The organism is Brevundimonas sp. UBA7838 (assembly GCF_002500885.1).
In the GTDB taxonomy this organism is placed as follows: Bacteria; Pseudomonadota; Alphaproteobacteria; order Caulobacterales; family Caulobacteraceae; genus Brevundimonas; species Brevundimonas vesicularis_C.
In genome coordinates, this window is record NZ_DLTK01000027.1 from 1 (window position 1) to 14,525 (window position 14,525).

General features: G+C 67.6%; 18 protein-coding genes. 7 read left to right on the forward strand and 11 right to left on the reverse strand.

Going from position 1 to position 14,525, the window contains the following annotated elements:
• From ruvB to B3T77_RS01415, 6 genes are all read right to left on the reverse strand, one after another.
• A partial coding sequence (gene ruvB / locus B3T77_RS01390) for a Holliday junction branch migration DNA helicase RuvB (protein WP_292076421.1) occupies positions 1-571 on the reverse strand: 571 nt, incomplete at its 3' end.
• 100 nt (positions 572-671) lie between these two features.
• Complete coding sequence (gene ruvA / locus B3T77_RS01395) at positions 672-1,289, reverse strand: Holliday junction branch migration protein RuvA (RefSeq protein ID WP_055806492.1); 618 nt, start codon at positions 1,287-1,289, stop codon at positions 672-674.
• On the reverse strand, positions 1,286-1,804 hold the full coding sequence (ruvC, locus tag B3T77_RS01400; protein ID WP_055753940.1) for a crossover junction endodeoxyribonuclease RuvC: 519 nt from the start codon (positions 1,802-1,804) through the stop codon (positions 1,286-1,288). Before ruvC ends, ruvA begins: the two co-directional genes overlap by 4 nt.
• Positions 1,805-1,850: 46 nt before the next feature.
• A complete protein-coding gene (locus B3T77_RS01405) occupies positions 1,851-2,546 on the reverse strand; it encodes an MgtC/SapB family protein (protein ID WP_292076429.1) in 696 nt (231 codons plus the stop codon).
• A 76-nt stretch (positions 2,547-2,622) separates the two neighbouring features.
• On the reverse strand, positions 2,623-3,141 hold the full coding sequence (locus tag B3T77_RS01410) for a hemerythrin domain-containing protein (RefSeq protein WP_292076432.1): 519 nt from the start codon (positions 3,139-3,141) through the stop codon (positions 2,623-2,625).
• Positions 3,142-3,225: 84 nt separating this feature from the next.
• The gene (locus tag B3T77_RS01415) at positions 3,226-3,999 is read right to left on the reverse strand and encodes a YebC/PmpR family DNA-binding transcriptional regulator (protein WP_055753937.1); all 774 of its coding nucleotides are present in this window, start codon (positions 3,997-3,999) and stop codon (positions 3,226-3,228) included.
• Between the two features lie 148 nt (positions 4,000-4,147).
• On the opposite strand from B3T77_RS01415, the gene B3T77_RS01420 reads away from it, so the two are divergent.
• On the forward strand, positions 4,148-4,348 hold the full coding sequence (locus B3T77_RS01420) for a hypothetical protein (protein ID WP_292076436.1): 201 nt from the start codon (positions 4,148-4,150) through the stop codon (positions 4,346-4,348).
• A 4-nt stretch (positions 4,349-4,352) separates the two neighbouring features.
• On the opposite strand, the gene B3T77_RS01425 is transcribed toward B3T77_RS01420, so the two are convergent.
• A complete protein-coding gene (locus B3T77_RS01425; protein WP_292076438.1) occupies positions 4,353-5,636 on the reverse strand; it encodes an arsenic transporter in 1,284 nt (427 codons plus the stop codon).
• An 81-nt stretch (positions 5,637-5,717) separates the two neighbouring features.
• Here B3T77_RS01425 and B3T77_RS01430 point away from each other — a divergent pair, with 81 nt between their 5' ends.
• Positions 5,718-6,053 (forward strand): ArsR/SmtB family transcription factor, encoded by a 336-nt coding sequence (locus tag B3T77_RS01430; RefSeq protein ID WP_292076440.1) that lies wholly within the window; start codon positions 5,718-5,720, stop codon positions 6,051-6,053.
• A gap of 5 nt (positions 6,054-6,058) precedes the next feature.
• The gene (gene arsC / locus B3T77_RS01435) at positions 6,059-6,463 is read left to right on the forward strand and encodes an arsenate reductase (glutaredoxin) (RefSeq protein ID WP_292076442.1); all 405 of its coding nucleotides are present in this window, start codon (positions 6,059-6,061) and stop codon (positions 6,461-6,463) included.
• A 15-nt stretch (positions 6,464-6,478) separates the two neighbouring features.
• Here arsC and B3T77_RS01440 read toward each other — a convergent pair whose 3' ends face one another.
• A complete protein-coding gene (locus B3T77_RS01440) occupies positions 6,479-6,997 on the reverse strand; it encodes a PadR family transcriptional regulator (protein ID WP_292076444.1) in 519 nt (172 codons plus the stop codon).
• Positions 6,998-7,054: 57 nt separating this feature from the next.
• On the opposite strand from B3T77_RS01440, the gene B3T77_RS01445 reads away from it, so the two are divergent.
• Positions 7,055-7,963, forward strand: coding sequence for a retropepsin-like aspartic protease (locus tag B3T77_RS01445; RefSeq protein WP_292076447.1), 909 nt, complete (start codon positions 7,055-7,057; stop codon positions 7,961-7,963).
• A gap of 22 nt (positions 7,964-7,985) precedes the next feature.
• On the opposite strand, the gene B3T77_RS01450 is transcribed toward B3T77_RS01445, so the two are convergent.
• Both B3T77_RS01450 and B3T77_RS01455 read right to left on the reverse strand, forming a co-directional pair.
• Positions 7,986-8,519: a MarR family winged helix-turn-helix transcriptional regulator gene (locus B3T77_RS01450; protein ID WP_292076451.1), complete on the reverse strand. Its 534-nt coding sequence runs from the start codon at positions 8,517-8,519 to the stop codon at positions 7,986-7,988.
• Positions 8,520-8,566: 47 nt separating this feature from the next.
• Positions 8,567-9,001, reverse strand: a complete 435-nt coding sequence (locus tag B3T77_RS01455) for an acyl-CoA thioesterase (RefSeq protein WP_055806518.1) — start codon at positions 8,999-9,001, stop codon at positions 8,567-8,569.
• A 159-nt stretch (positions 9,002-9,160) separates the two neighbouring features.
• On the opposite strand from B3T77_RS01455, the gene B3T77_RS01460 reads away from it, so the two are divergent.
• Positions 9,161-10,291: a zinc-dependent alcohol dehydrogenase family protein gene (locus tag B3T77_RS01460; protein ID WP_292076457.1), complete on the forward strand. Its 1,131-nt coding sequence runs from the start codon at positions 9,161-9,163 to the stop codon at positions 10,289-10,291.
• Positions 10,292-10,370: 79 nt separating this feature from the next.
• Positions 10,371-10,976 (forward strand): hypothetical protein, encoded by a 606-nt coding sequence (locus tag B3T77_RS01465; protein ID WP_292076460.1) that lies wholly within the window; start codon positions 10,371-10,373, stop codon positions 10,974-10,976.
• 4 nt (positions 10,977-10,980) lie between these two features.
• On the opposite strand, the gene B3T77_RS01470 is transcribed toward B3T77_RS01465, so the two are convergent.
• Positions 10,981-13,464, reverse strand: coding sequence for a S9 family peptidase (locus tag B3T77_RS01470; RefSeq protein WP_292076463.1), 2,484 nt, complete (start codon positions 13,462-13,464; stop codon positions 10,981-10,983).
• A gap of 202 nt (positions 13,465-13,666) precedes the next feature.
• Here B3T77_RS01470 and B3T77_RS01475 point away from each other — a divergent pair, with 202 nt between their 5' ends.
• Positions 13,667-14,422 carry a hypothetical protein gene (locus B3T77_RS01475; RefSeq protein WP_292076466.1) on the forward strand — a complete coding sequence of 252 codons (756 nt, stop codon included), beginning with the start codon at positions 13,667-13,669 and terminating at the stop codon, positions 14,420-14,422.
• The last annotated feature ends 103 nt before the right edge of the window (positions 14,423-14,525 follow it).

Below are 14,525 nucleotides of genomic sequence, written 5' to 3' on the forward strand. Positions count from 1 at the left end.
CGCGCACCACCGCCGTCAGTTCGTCGGGCGTGTAGAACTCCAGTCGCAGCGGAATGCCGAACCGGTCCCTGAGCGGCGTCGCCAGCAGGCCCGCCCGCGTCGTCGCCCCCACCAGCGTGAACGGCGCCAGGTCGATCCGCACCGAGCGCGCCGACGGCCCCTCGCCGATGATCAGGTCCAGCACATGATCCTCCATGGCCGGATACAGGATCTCCTCGACCTGGGGGCTTAAGCGATGGATCTCGTCGATGAACAGGACGTCGCGCGGCTCGAGGTTGGTCAGGATCGCCGCCAGATCGCCCGCCTTGGCCAGGATCGGCCCGGAGGTCGCCCGGAACCCCACGCCCAGCTCGCGCGACACGATCTGCGCCAGCGTCGTCTTGCCCAGTCCCGGCGGTCCGAACAGCAGCACATGGTCCAGCGCCTCGGCCCGCCCGCGCGCCGCATCGATGAAGACCTTCAGATTGCCCTTGGCCTGCGACTGGCCGACGAACTCCGACAACGTCTGCGGCCGCAGCGCGCGGTCGAAGGATTCGCCGGTCTCGGCCTCGGGAGAGATGACGCGGGTCATACGGAAATCCAGACGTGAGTCGTGAATCGTGAGGCGTGAATCATGTCCGTGAGAGACTTCGCGCCCGACTCACGGCTCACCACTCCCCAATCACGCCCCCTCATCGCCCCAACTCCTGCAGCGCCGCGCGGATCACCGCCGACAGCTCCGCCTCTTCGCCCAGACGGATCAAGGCCTGATCCACGGCCCGGCGCGCATTGACCTCGGCGACGCCCAGCCCAAGCAGGGCGGACACGGCCTCGCCGGTGATCGAGGGAACGGGCGTTGCGATCTCGACGTGCATGCCGGGTGCGACGGGCGCAAAGCTGGCGTCGCCCAAGGCCTTGCCTTTCAACTCGGTGACGATCCGCAGCGCCAGCTTCGGCCCCACGCCGTTGGCCCGCGCCACCGCCGCCTTGTCCTCGCGCGCCACCGCCGACGCCAGTTCGCCGGGCGGCAGAACGTCCAGCACCGCCAGCGCCGCCTTGGGCCCCACGCCCTGAATAGCCAGCAGGGTCGTGAAGGCCCGCCGCTCGTCGCGCGTCAGAAATCCATACAGGCGCGGCCCCGCATCCTCGCTCCACTGCGAATGGACATGCACCGTCGCCTCATCGCCCGGCGCCGGCAGCCGCCCCAGCGTCCGCGCCCCGCACGACACGACATAGCCCACGCCCGCGCAGTCGATCAGGCATTCCGCCTCGCCGACCTCGGCCAACACGCCTCTCAACCGCCCGATCACGCCGCCCCCCGGTGCATCGCTTCCAGCAAGGACCGCTTCCTGAGTTGCGCATGGGTGATCGCAACCGCCAGGGCGTCGGCCGCATCCGCCTTCACGTCGCCCGCGGTCGGCAGCAGCCGTTTGACCATGAAGGCGATCTGGCTCTTGTCCGCATGGCCTGCGCCCACCACCGCCTTCTTGATCAGGTTCGGCGAATATTCCGCCACTGTCAGACCCGCCTTGGCCGGCGCCAGCATCACCGCCGCCCGCGCATGACCCAGCTTCAGCGTCGAGGACGGGTTCACATTGACGAACACCTCTTCCACCGCCGCCTCCTCGCAACCGTGATCGGCGCAGATCGTCCCCAGCGCCTCGAAAAGATGCAGCAGACGCTCGCTGAACGGCGCGGTCTCGGGCGGGGCCACCACCCCGTGCGCCACCCACCTCAGGCGCGCGCCATCCGACACGACGACGCCCCAGCCGGTGCGTCGCAGACCGGGGTCCAGGCCGATGATTCTAACAGGTTCGTTCGCCATCCGTTCCCCTCATGCCGCAAAGAGGGTTATCGGGCAATGAACGGTTTCAGTCGTCGCGCGGGTCCAGGCTGTAAGCGACCACGCCCGGTATGGCGCACAGCTGTTCCGCCAGCCGCTTCAGCTGGCTTTCCTCGGCGGCCTTCAATCGCCAGGTCCGTCGGATGGTCTGTCCATCGATCAGCTCGAAGCGGTCGTGTCGCGCGTCCTCATCGATGGCTTTCAGCGCCGCCTCGATCGCCGGCTCCGGCGACGCCTCGCGCCGTTCCCAGCACACTTCGGCGTCCACCACCGTGCGCGCGGGCAAACGCCCATTGATCAGCCTCAAGCCGATCAGGATCAGCGCCGTGACCACCGTCGCCGCCGTCCCCAGCGCATAGAGCCCTGCCCCGAACAGAATGCCGATCGCCGATGTGATCCACAGCGACGCCGCCGTAGTCAGCCCGTGGATCGAAAACCCGGTGCGGAAGATCACGCCTGCGCACAAGAACCCGATCCCCGTCAGCACGCCGTGCGCCATCCGCGTCGGGTCTGTGACGATGTTCTCGTCGGGCAGGGCGCGGAACGCCCAATCGGCCTGCGACATGGCCGCCAGCATCAGCAGGGCCGACGCCAGGCTGACCAGGATGTGCGTTCTCAGGCCCGCCGCCCGGCCCCGCCATTCGCGCTCGAAGCCGATGACCCCGCCTGCGATCACCGCGCCGAGGATCGGCAGGACGGCGCCTTCCAGACTACCCAGATTCATCCGCGCTCAACGACGGGGCGAGCGCGGATGTTCCTTGGACGGACGATGCTGCGACATCGTGGTCACAGCGACCGCTTCAGCCGTGCTTTTCGATATAGGTCTCGGGGTCCTTGTTCACCGGCTTGACGCCGGTGATGTACTCGGCCTCGAAGGCGGCGAACTGGACCGCCAGCTCATGGCGCGTCTCGACGTCGGCGTTCATGCGGAAGTCGGTCAGCCCCTGCCGCTCTTCCTCGCCCATGTGTTTGGAGTTGACGACGTTGGCCTCGCCCACGGCGTCGAACCAGGCCTTGGTGCCGACCTTGTGCTTTTCCACCGCCTTGACCGCGTCGCGCAGCTTGTTGTGGTCCTCGATGGCGTCTTCGGTCTCGCCCTCGACCGTGCCGTCCTCGGCGTCGTTGGCGCCCTCGCCCTGCTTCAGCAGCTCGGGATAGAAGAAACGCTCCTCGGCCTCGGCGTGCACATCCAGGAACGCCGACAACCGCGACCAGACGGCGCTCAGCGCATCGGTGTCCTTGGGGTCGATCTGTTCGATGATCGCAAACAGCCGACGCTGTTCGGCATGGTCGTCGAGGATCAGCTGGGTGATATCCATAGGGGGCTCCAGGCGTAACGGTGAAGCCTCGTTACGCCAGGCGCACGACCCGGTTCCGTGCGAACGACTCGCGGTCGTTCGGGATCAGCCCGCGTACTTGGCCGCGTCCTCGTCGGAGATGTCCTCGTTCGAATAGACCGCCGACACGTCGTCCTCGGCGTCCAGCGCGTCCAGCAGCTTGAACAGGGTGCCGACGGCCTCGCCGGTCACCGGCACTTCGGACTGCGGCTTCCAGACGATGGCGGTGGACTTGGGATCGCCCAGCACCTTGGACATGGCCTCGGCGACGTCGTTCAGATCCTCGAAGGCGGTCCAGATGGTGTGGCCGGGGGCGTCCTCATAGATGTCGGGCTTGACCAGATCGCTCTCGACGTCCTGGGCGCCGGCCTCGATGGCGGCCTCCATCACGGCGTCTTCCGAACCGGCCTCGGCGGCGTAGGTGATCTTGCCCACCTTGTCCCACATGAAGGCGACCGAGTTCATCTCGCTCAGCGCGCCGCCGTTCTTCTTGAAGGCCGCGCCGATGTTGGACGCCGCGCGATTGCGGTTGTCGGTCAAAGCTTCGACGATAATGCCCACGCCGCCCGGACCCCGGCCCTCGTAGCGGACCTCTTCCATCGTATCGACGTCGCCGCCGGCGGCCTTATTGATGGCGCGCTGGATCACGTCCTTGGGCAGGCTTTCGGCCTTGGCGTTGTTGACCGCCAGGCGCAGGCGCGGGTTCGCCGCCGGATCCGGCAGGCCCGACTTGGCCGCCACGGTGATGTCGCGCGACAGTTTGGAGAACAGCTTGGAGCGCTGCGCATCGGCGCGCCCCTTGCGGTGCATGATGTTCTTGAATTTCGAGTGGCCGGCCATGGGATCGTCTTTGAGCGTTCTGAACCTGAGCCGCGCCTCCTAAACGAAGAGCGGCATCCTGTCACGATACGCCGATCGGGGGCGACAGGGGTGGAACCTGTACCGTTTGGGCGTATTGATCCGGACAAGACAGACGGAGCGTAAAGCCATGACCGCAGACGACACCATCTATGAAGCCGAAGGCTATATGGACGAGGACCTGCACGAGGCCGACATTGTCGAGTGGTACGAAGCCCGCCCGGTCACCGTCTCCACCGCCGTCGCCACCGGCGCCATCGTCACCGCCTTCATCCTGGGCGCCCTGACCGCCGTCGGCGCCCTGTTCCTGATCGGCCGTCTGGACGACTAAGGCGCTAGACGCTCAGGCGTAAGGCCAGGGCCGCCAGGGCGACGCCCAGGACAGGCAGGGTGAGCACCACGCCCACCTTGAAATAATAGCCCCACCCGATCTTCACGCCCTTTCGCGCCAGGACGTGCAGCCACAGCAATGTGGCCAAGGAGCCGATGGGCGTCATCTTCGGCCCCAGGTCGCTGCCGATGACATTGGCGTAGATCATCGCCTCCCTCGCCGCGCCGGTCGCGCCCGAGGCGTCGATCGACAAGGCGCCGATCAGGACTGTCGGCATATTGTTGGCGATGGCCGACAGGAAGGCGGTCAGGAACCCGGTTCCGAAGGCCGCGCCCCAGACCCCGCCCTGTGCGAATCCGTCCAGCAGGCCCGCGATCTGGCGCGTCAGACCGGCGTTGCCCAGCCCATAGACGACCAGATACATCCCCAAAGAGAAGATCACGACCTGCCACGGCGCCTCGCGCAACACCTTCGTCGTGCTGATGACCGCGCCGCGCCCCGCCACGAACAGCAGGACGACCGCCCCCGTCGCGGCGACGGCGGACACCGGCACCCCTCGCGGTTCCAGCACGAAGAAGCCGATCAGCAGAACCGCCAGGATGATCCAGCCCCAGAGGAAGGTCGCGCGGTCCTTGATCGCGCTGGACGGCGCGGCCAGGCGCTCGACGTCATAGGCCTTGGGAATATCGCGCCCGAAGACGACAAACAGCACCATCAGCGTCGCCGCGATGCTCGCAAGGTTCACCGGCGCCATGACCGCCGCATAGCGGTCGAAGCCGATGTCGAAGAAGTCGGCCGAGACGATATTGACTAGGTTGGACACCACCAGCGGCAGGCTGGCCGCATCCGCGATGAAGCCCGCCGCCATCACGAAGGCCAGCGTCGCCTTGGGGCCATAGCCGAGCGCCAGCAGCATGGCGATGACGATGGGCGTCAGGATCAGCGCCGCCCCGTCGTTGGCGAAGACCGCCGACACCGCCGCGCCCAGCAGGACGAACAGGACGAACAGCCTGCGCCCATGGCCGCCGCCCCATCGCCCGACATGCCGCGCCGCCCATTCGAAGAATCCCGCCTCGTCCAGCAACAGGCTGATGATGATGATCGCGACGAAGGTCGCCGTGGCGTTCCAGACGATGTCCCAGACCACGGGGATGTCGGCCAGGGTGACGACGCCCAGCAACAGCGCCGCCGCCGCACCGCCCATCGCGCTCCAGCCGATCTGCAGGCCCTTCGGCTGCCAGATCACCAGGGTGATGGTGACCGCGAAGATCAGAAAGGCGACGATCATGGGCGGCTCCATCTCGGCCGACCGACGACCGCAGAGCCCCCTCTATGTTGCACGACACTACATTTCCAGTATCTTGGAATAATGGAATCCGAACCGGCCATTCTGGCGCTCGCTGCCCTGGCGCAATCCACGCGACTGGATGCCTTCCGGCTGCTGGTCCGCCATGCGCCCGACGGCCTGCCGGCCGGAGAGATCGCCGACCGGCTCGCCGTTCCGACCAATACGATGTCGGCGCATCTGGGCGTGCTGTCGCGCTCCGGACTGATCGCGTCCCAGAGGCGCAGCCGGTCGATCATCTACCGCGCCGATCTGGATCGACTGGGCGAGGTCGTGCTGTTCCTGCTCAAGGACTGCTGCCAGGGCCGCGCCGAGCTTTGCCAACCTTTGCTGGCCGAACTGGCCCCCTGCTGCGACTGAGGCCAATGGACGTCGTCATCTATCACAACCCCGCCTGCGGCACGTCGCGCAACACCCTGGCCCTGATCCGCCACGTCGGGATCGAACCGCATGTGATCGAGTATCTGAAGACTCCGCCCAGCCGCGCGCTGGTGGCCCAACTGGTCGAACGGATGGGCGGATCGGTGCGCGATATCCTGCGTGAAAAGGGCACGCCCTACGCCGACCTCGGCCTGGACGACACAAGCCTGTCGGACGACAAGCTGCTGGACGCCATCGCGGCGCACCCGATCCTGATAAACCGCCCCATCGTCGTCTCGCCCCTGGGTGTGAAGCTGTGCCGCCCGTCCGAGGCGGTGCTGGACCTGCTGCCCGACCATCTCGCCAAGCCCTTCGTCAAGGAAGACGGCCAGGTCATTCTCGACGCCTAGGGGCGGGCGCGAGGTCTATGACGCGCGTTGCCCGTCCAGCCAGTCCAGGCGGCTGAGCTGCAGGCTGATCGCCAGTTCGATGCGGGGACGCTCGATCGGGTCCAGCGACACCACATACTGACGCAAGGCGGCGATTTCCGCCTCCACCGTGCGCCTCAGGGCCGCCATGGCCTCGGCCTTTCGGACAGGCGGCAGGCGGTCCCACATGCCTGAGCGCAAGCGGAAGGGATCCAGACCGACACTGGCGGCGCGCTCGGCGTCGCAGATCCAGTCTTCCATCACCGCGACTCCCTGCGGCGTCAGGGACAGAAGAACCGTGCCCCGGCGCGAGCTCGTCTCGACCGCTTCGATCACGCCACGATTCGTCAATCGTCGGATGGCCGGATAGACGGCGCCCGCGCTGCCCCTCCATTCCAGAGACATCGACTCCTGGAACGCCTTGCGCACCTTGAAGGCGGTCGAGGCGCCGCGGTGATGGATTTCCGACAGGATGGCGCCTTCCAGCTCCGTCAGGCTTCCTTGCCGATTGTTCATTTGACCCGATCCGACTCGATAGTCCTAATCGGACTATCGACGTCCATGGAGGAATGCATGATCCGGTCCCTGTTCAAACGCGCCATGGCGGCGTCCTGCCTGGCCGGGGTCAGCCTATCGGCTGGCCTCGCTGCGGCGCAAGCCGCACCCGTCGCTCAAGCGACCCCTCAGGCGACCGCGTCGGCGCCGGCGGCCGCTGTGGCCCGCATCCCGCTCTATGTCTCGGACGGCCGGGCGCTTCTGATGATGCGGATCAACGGCGGCCATCCTGCGCCCGTCGTCTTCGACACCGGCACCAACGGCAATCTGATCTACAAGTCCTACGCCGACGACATCGGCATGCCGAATGTGGGACCGTCCCAGTCCAGGGACGGCAGCACGGGCCTGATGGTGCCCGGCTATACGACTAGCCTGAAGGGCGTGACCCTGGGCGGCTATGAGATCACCGAGGGCCCCGCCACGGTCTTCGAGTTCAGGGACGAGGACGAAGTCGGCATCTTCGGCCCCAACAGCTTCCCCGGAAAACTGGTCGAGATGAACCTGGCGAAAGGCGAACTTCGCATCATGGCGCCCGATGCGCCCCAGCGCCCCGAAGGCCCCGGACACGCCTATTCCGACGACGAACGGCTGCCGGTCGTCGCCCTGGATCTGCCGGGTGCCTCGGTCGAGGCCACCCTGGACACCGGCAACGACAGCGCCTTCCTCCTGCCGCTGTCTCTGGTCAGCCAGATCAAGCTGAAGGGCGAGCCGCGCAAGATCGGCATCGCGACCTCGGCCGCCGGAACCCAGCCGGTGTACGAGGCCCAGGCCGATGGCCCGGTCAAGGTCGGCGGCGTCGTGGTCGACAGCCCCAAGCTTCGCTTCATCGAGGGCGGAACCCCCAATGTCGGCCTGCCCATGATGCGCAAGTTCCGGTTCGTCTTCGACCCTACCAACGAACGCACCTGGGTCCTGGCGGGCGACTGACGTTCAGGGCGGTCCGATGTCGTCAGGCGTCGGACCGTTCGGGCGTCTGCGGGACGCGATCCGTCAGCAGCTTCAGGACCTTGGCGGTGATGGCCAGTTCGTCATCGGTCACGCCCGCCAGCAGTCGGGTGCGATCCTCACGTGCGACGCGATCGGAGGCGTTCAGCGCATCCAGCCCCTTGGGCTCCAGCCGGATCAGGTTGGCGCGTCCGTCGCCGCAAAACGGATGACGCGACACCAGCCCTTCTTCGATCGACAGTTTGATGCGGCGCGACAGCGACGCCTCCGATATCCGCAGGATCGCCGCCAACTCCGCCTGCGTCAGCCCCTTGGGCTTGGACGCCAGAACATACAGGTGCGCGCGCTGGGCCGCCGTATGGCCTCGACCGCGAAACAGCGCATTGGCGCGCGTGATCCATGCCCGGGCCACGAAGGCGATGCGCATGGATACGACCAGTTCCAGGCTGGCGCGGGGATCATCCCCGGTCGTCGCCACATCCGCCTCCGAGACGTTCAGATAGAAGGCGTCATCAAGATCAGCGGGGTCGGAAGACATCGAAATCTAGGAATTGGACGTTGAACGGCGGAAAACGGCGACAGCCCCTACCCCGCGCGAAGATTCTCCACCACGCTCCTCAGCCGCGCCGGCAACGGCTTGGGCCGGCGCGTTTCGGCGTCGACATAGACGTGGACGAAATGGCCGATGGCGGCGGGAACATCCACGCTGCGCTTGAAGACCGCAAAGCCGTAGGTGACGCTGGAGGTGCCGATCGCATCGACCTTGATGCCGACCTCGATCACATCGGGAAACTTCAGCGACGAGGTGTAGCGACAGCCCGAATCCACCACCAGGCCGATGGACTCGTCCAGCGCATTGGCGATCAGCAGGTGGGCGTTCACCGCCGAGTCAACGAACTCGTAGAATTTGGCGTTGTTGATATGGCCGTACTGGTCGTTGTCGGCCCAGCGGGTGGAGACCATGTGAAAGGCCTTGTAGGTCGCCCGTTGCGCCAGCGCGCCCTCGTCTCGTTTCGGCATCGTCGTCTCCCTCGGCGACGCGAACCGTCGCTCTCGATCCCGACGCTCTAGCTTGGACGACGTTAGGTCAAGCGCCTATCGGTAACAGTCTGATCACGAACGCGCTCAAGAAGCGGCCGACCGCGTCGGCGGCGTTAGCGCAAGAATGAGCTTGACCACATGATCCTCACGACCCGCGCCGCCGTCCTGTCTGACATGGGCGCCGCCCGCCCCTACGCCGATAGCCGCCCCCTGTCGGTCCAGACCGTCACGCTGGACCCGCCCGGCCCCGGCGAGGTGCTGGTCGCGATCAAGGCGGCGGGCCTGTGCCACTCGGACCTTTCCGTCATCAACGGCGACCGCCCCCGCCCCCTGCCCATGGCCCTGGGGCACGAGGCGGCGGGCTTGGTCGAGGCGCTGGGGGATGGCGTCACCGATCTCGCCATCGGCGATCACGTCGTCATGGTCTTCATGCCGTCGTGCGGCCACTGCAACCCGTGCGCCGGCGGCCGTCCCGCCCTGTGCGAGCCTGGCGCCGCCGCCAACGGCCGGGGCGAGCTTCTGTCCGGCGCCCGCCGGATTTTCCGCGAGGGCGAGCCGGTCAACCACCACCTCGGCTGCTCCGCCTTCGCCGAGCGGGCCGTCGTCTCACGCCGCTCCCTGGTCAAGATCGATCCCGACCTGTCGTTCGAAGAGGCGGCCCTGTTCGGCTGCGCCGTCCTGACCGGCGTCGGGGCCGTGGTGAACACAGCCGGCGTCAAGGCGGGCCAGAGCGTCGTCGTCATCGGCCTGGGCGGCGTGGGCCTGGCCAGCGTGCTCGGTGCCCTGGCCTCGGGCGCCAGCCCCGTCGTCGCCGTCGACCTTTCCGAGGACAAGCTGGCCCTGGCTCGCACCCTCGGCGCGGTCGAAACCGTCAACGCGGCCGCCCCCGATGCGGTCGATCAGGTTCGCGCCCTGACGAACGGCGGCGCCGACTTCGCCTTCGAAATGGCCGGCTCGGTCCGGGCGCTGGAGGCGGCGTGGAAGATGACCCGGCGCGGCGGAACCACCGTCACTGCCGGCCTGCCGCCGCCCGATGCGGCCCTTGCCGTCAATGTCGTCTCCCTCGTCGGCGAAGAGCGCACGCTGAAGGGCTCCTACATCGGCACCTGCGTCCCCAGCCGCGACATCCCCCGTTACGTCGCCCTGTATCGCCAGAGCCGCCTGCCGGTGGATCGCCTGATGAGCGGCGTCATCCCTTTGAATGACATCAACACCGGCTTCGACCGCCTCCACGCCGGCGAGGTCGTGCGACTGATCGTCAGACCCTGACGACACTGTAATCCCGCCGCCCGGTTTCGGCCGCAAATCCGCAGACCAATGTCCGCTCAAGCTTCAGCGGAGATCTTCCATGCGCCCGTCTCGCCTGTCCTGCGCCGCCGCGATGTCGGCCGTCGTCCTCGCCTTCGCCGTTCCGGCCCTGGCGCAGGAGACCTCGCCTCAAAACAACGCCGAGATGGCGGCCATCTTCGCCGCCGACCAGGCCGTAAGGCAGAACCTGACGCCGGACTTCTTCAAAGACCGTGCCCGCGTCACAGCAATGCTCGCCGAAGACGCCGCGCGCCGGGTCCAGACCCGCGCCCTGCTGGACGCCGGCGCGCTTAGCACCGGCGAGGACTATCGCGCCGCCGCCTTCGTGTTCCAGCACGGCTCCACGCCCGAGGATTATCTGCTGGCCCATAGCCTGGCCGTCGCCGCCGTCGCCAAGGGCTCGCCCGAAGGCGCCTGGATCGCCGCCGCGACGCTGGATCGCTATCTGCAGATGACCGAAAAGCCGCAGATCTACGGCACCCAGACCCGCAAGACCCGCGACGCCCCGGCCACCCTCGATCCCTACGACCGCGCCCTGATCCCCGACAGCCTGCGCGCCGTCTTCGGCGTCCCGCCTCAATCGGAGCAGGACGCCCGTCTGGCGGCCGTCAACGCCGCGGCGGAGGCCGCGGCGTCCAAGCCCTGATCGCTCAGTTCGCCGCCGGCTTCGGCGGGGCGTTCTTCACATACTGGTCCAGCCAGCGGGTCATCTCCCACAGGGTGTGGCCCACCGATTCCCGCGCGCGGTATCCGTGCGCCTCCAATGGCAGGGTGACATAACGCGCCGTCGCGCCCAGCCCCTTCAGCGCCGCATAGAAGCGCTCGGACTGCACCGGGAAGGTGCCCGAGTTGTCGTCCGCCTCGCCGTGGATCAGCAGGATCGGCTCGTTCAGCTTGTTCGCATAGGTGAAGGGCGACATCTCGGTATAGACCTCGGTCGCCTCCCAATAGTTGCGCTGCTCGGACTGGAAGCCGAACGGCGTCAGCGTCCGATTATAAGCCCCCGACCGCGCGATCCCGGTGCGGAACAGATCGCTGTGCGCCAGCAGGTTCGCCGTCATGAAGGCGCCGTAGCTGTGGCCGCCGACGGCGATCCGGTCGCGATCCGCCACGCCCATGCCGACCACCGCATCGACCGCGGCCTTTGCGTCGGCGACCAGCTGCTCGACATAGGTGTCGTTCGGCTCGGCCCCATCCTTGCCGATGATGGGCATGGAGGGGTTGTCGAAGATCGCATAGCCCTGGGTCAGCAGGAACAGATGGCTGGACCCGCCGGGCCGTACGAACCGGTTCTGCACGTCCACCGTCTGGCCCGCCACCGCCGCATCGGTGAACTCGGCCGGATAGGCCCACATCAGCATCGGCAGCGGCCCGTCGCGGTCCTTGTCGTAACCGGCCGGCAGATACAGCGTCCCCGACAGCTTGACCCCGTCCGCCCGCTCATAGGTCACCAGTTGCCGCGTCGCCTCGGCTAACTGCGGCGCCGGATCGGGGAAGTTGGTCAGCCGCGTCGTCTGGCCCGTCGTCAGGTCGCGGATCTGCAGGTTGGGCGGATCCAGCCGCGTCTCACGCTGCGTCACCACCCGCTTGCCGTCCGCATCCAGGAAGCCGACCACCGCCTCATAATCCGTATTGGCCGAGGTCCACAGCCGTTCGCTGCGTCCCGTCGCCGGGTCCATGGCGGCCAGGAAGGGGAACTCGCCCTGCGGCGTGGCGCCGGCGCCTGACATCAGGATGCGCCCCTGCGGATCGAAGCGGATCACCGAACGGCCCTGCGCATTCGGCTGGGTCACCGGCTGGCCCGGATTGTCGTAGCGCGCCTGATAGTTCCGCTCCAGCAGCACCCGGCCCTCGCCCGGATTGGACGGATCGATCACGAACCGCGTCTCATGCCGGGTGTTGAACCAGCGGCTGTTGACGATCGCCAGGTCGTCCCGGCCCCAGACGATGCCGCCATACCGTTCCTTCAGGTCGATCAGCTTGACGGGCTCGGCCGTGAACGGCGCGGCCTGCATGAAGACCCGATCCCGGAACTCGGCCTCGCGGCGGATGTCGCCGCCGTCCAGCGCCTCCACCCAGGTCAGGGTCGCCGGCGCATCGGCGCGCCAGCCGACCGCGCGTGGCCCTGGCGCCACGGCGTCGAAGGCGGTCGGCACATCGTCCCTCAGCGGCAGGTCGGCGACCGTGCGCACCACGCGACCGTTCAGATCCGTCACCACGATCTCGGTCGGGAACAGGTCGTCCGGCACCGCATAGGAATAGGGCCGCTTGGCGATCTCATGCAGGATGTATTTGCCGTCCGGCGACACCGACGCGTCCAGATAGACCGCCGGCGCCCCGATCGTCCGTGCACGGCCGTTCAGCGGAACCAGCGTCAGCTGGCTGGTGAAATAATGGTCGAACAGGGCCTCGTCGCCGGGGTTCGACAACAGGTCCTGATAGGTCCGCACCGGCGCGACCCGCCCGGCCGTCTCCTCGATGTTCGGCCCCGTGGGCGCCGCCGTCACGTCCGGCGCCGGACCGCGCCCCGCCGGGACCGCCTCGACCAAAAGGCCCGAACTGTCGGGCAGCCACTCATAACCCGTCCCGCCCGTCATATTGACCACCGGATCGGTCAGCTTGCGCGCCCGCGCCGAGGCCACGTCCACCACCCACAGCTCCAGCCCCGTCGGCCGGTCCAGCACGAAGGCCAGCGACTTGGCGTCCGGCGAGAACCGCGGCGCCGTGAACCGCGCGCCGTCGGGCAGGGCCACGACGCGAGGTTGCCCGCCATCCACCGCCTGCAGGCTCAGACCCGTCAGCCACGCCACCCGGCTTTCGGCCGCGCCATTGTTCCTCGGATTGATCCGCGTCCCCGCCAGCCTCAGCATCGGCTCGGCCAGGGCCTTGATGCTGGGTAGATTAGACCGGTCCATCAACACCAGCGTCCGCCGATCCGGGCTCAGCATCGACGACGGCGTCGGCTTGGCGTCCAGGATGTCCGCGATCGGCGCCGGCGGCTGCTGATAGACCATCGGCCCCACAGCCGGCGCCGCGTTCTGGGCCCCCGCGTTCTGGGCTAACGCCCCACCCGCCACGCCGCTCAGCAGCACCGCCGCCAGAACTAGCCCAACCCCACGTCCACGCATCATCATCGTCTGAAGTCCCCACAAATCCCGAACCCCAGACCTAACCCCGCCTTTCCACCGCCGACAACCCGTTTCGGCGTTACAGTGTCACATTGGCGCGGCGACGCCTGCGCCTGGCCCAGTCGATTCTCGACATATCACTGATATTCCAGATTGCCGCAGTCGGGCTTCGGCGTTAAGTTTCGCCGGAAACATCGGGGGGTGTGTCATGGTGAGTGCGAACACGACGGGCAGGGCCGACCGCGTCTTTCCGGGGCTGGCCGTCGTCATGGCGCTTGTCGTCGTGGCGGGCTTTTCGCTTCAGCTCGCCATGGGCCGTTCCAGCTTCGAGGCCCCGCTGCTGGTCCACGCCCACGCCGTGGTCTTCATGGGCTGGGTCGTCATCTTCCTGCTTCAGAACCTGTTGATCGCCACGGGCCAACTGCGTTGGCACCGACCGCTGGGCTGGCTGGCGCCCATGCTGATCCTGGGCTGGCTGGTCACCGAGGCCATGGTGCGTCGGGGCGACGTGCCCTTCTTCTTCCGGCCCGTGCAGTTTCTGGTCTTCGACCCCGTGTCGCTCGCGACCTTCGTCGGCCTCACCATCGCTGCGGTGTGGCTTCGTCGGTCGACGGACTGGCATCGCCGCCTGCACTATTCCGCCATGGCGATCCTGCTGGGGCCGGCCGTCGGTCGGCTTTTGCCCATGCCCTTGCTGATCCCCTGGGCCTGGGAGGCGACCACGCTCGTCACCCTGGCGTTTCCAGTCATCGGCATGATCATCGATCTGGCGAAGACCCGCCGGATCCACCCCGCCTGGTTCTGGGGTCTGGGGGTTCAGATCGCCATGATCGCGGCGATCGAGGCCCTCACCTGGTCGCCGCTCGGCCTTCAGCTTTACCAGACCGTCACGGCCGGTTCTCCCGGCGCCGCCGTCGCGCCGCTCGCCTTCCCGACGCCCCCCGGTCCGCCGCCAGGGGTCTGACCACGATGAAGAGGCGCAGACCGCGTCCCTACCCCGCCAGCAGCGCCTCGACCTGATCGCGCTCCGGCGCCGAGGGCTGCGCGCCCGGGCGGGTCAGATCGGA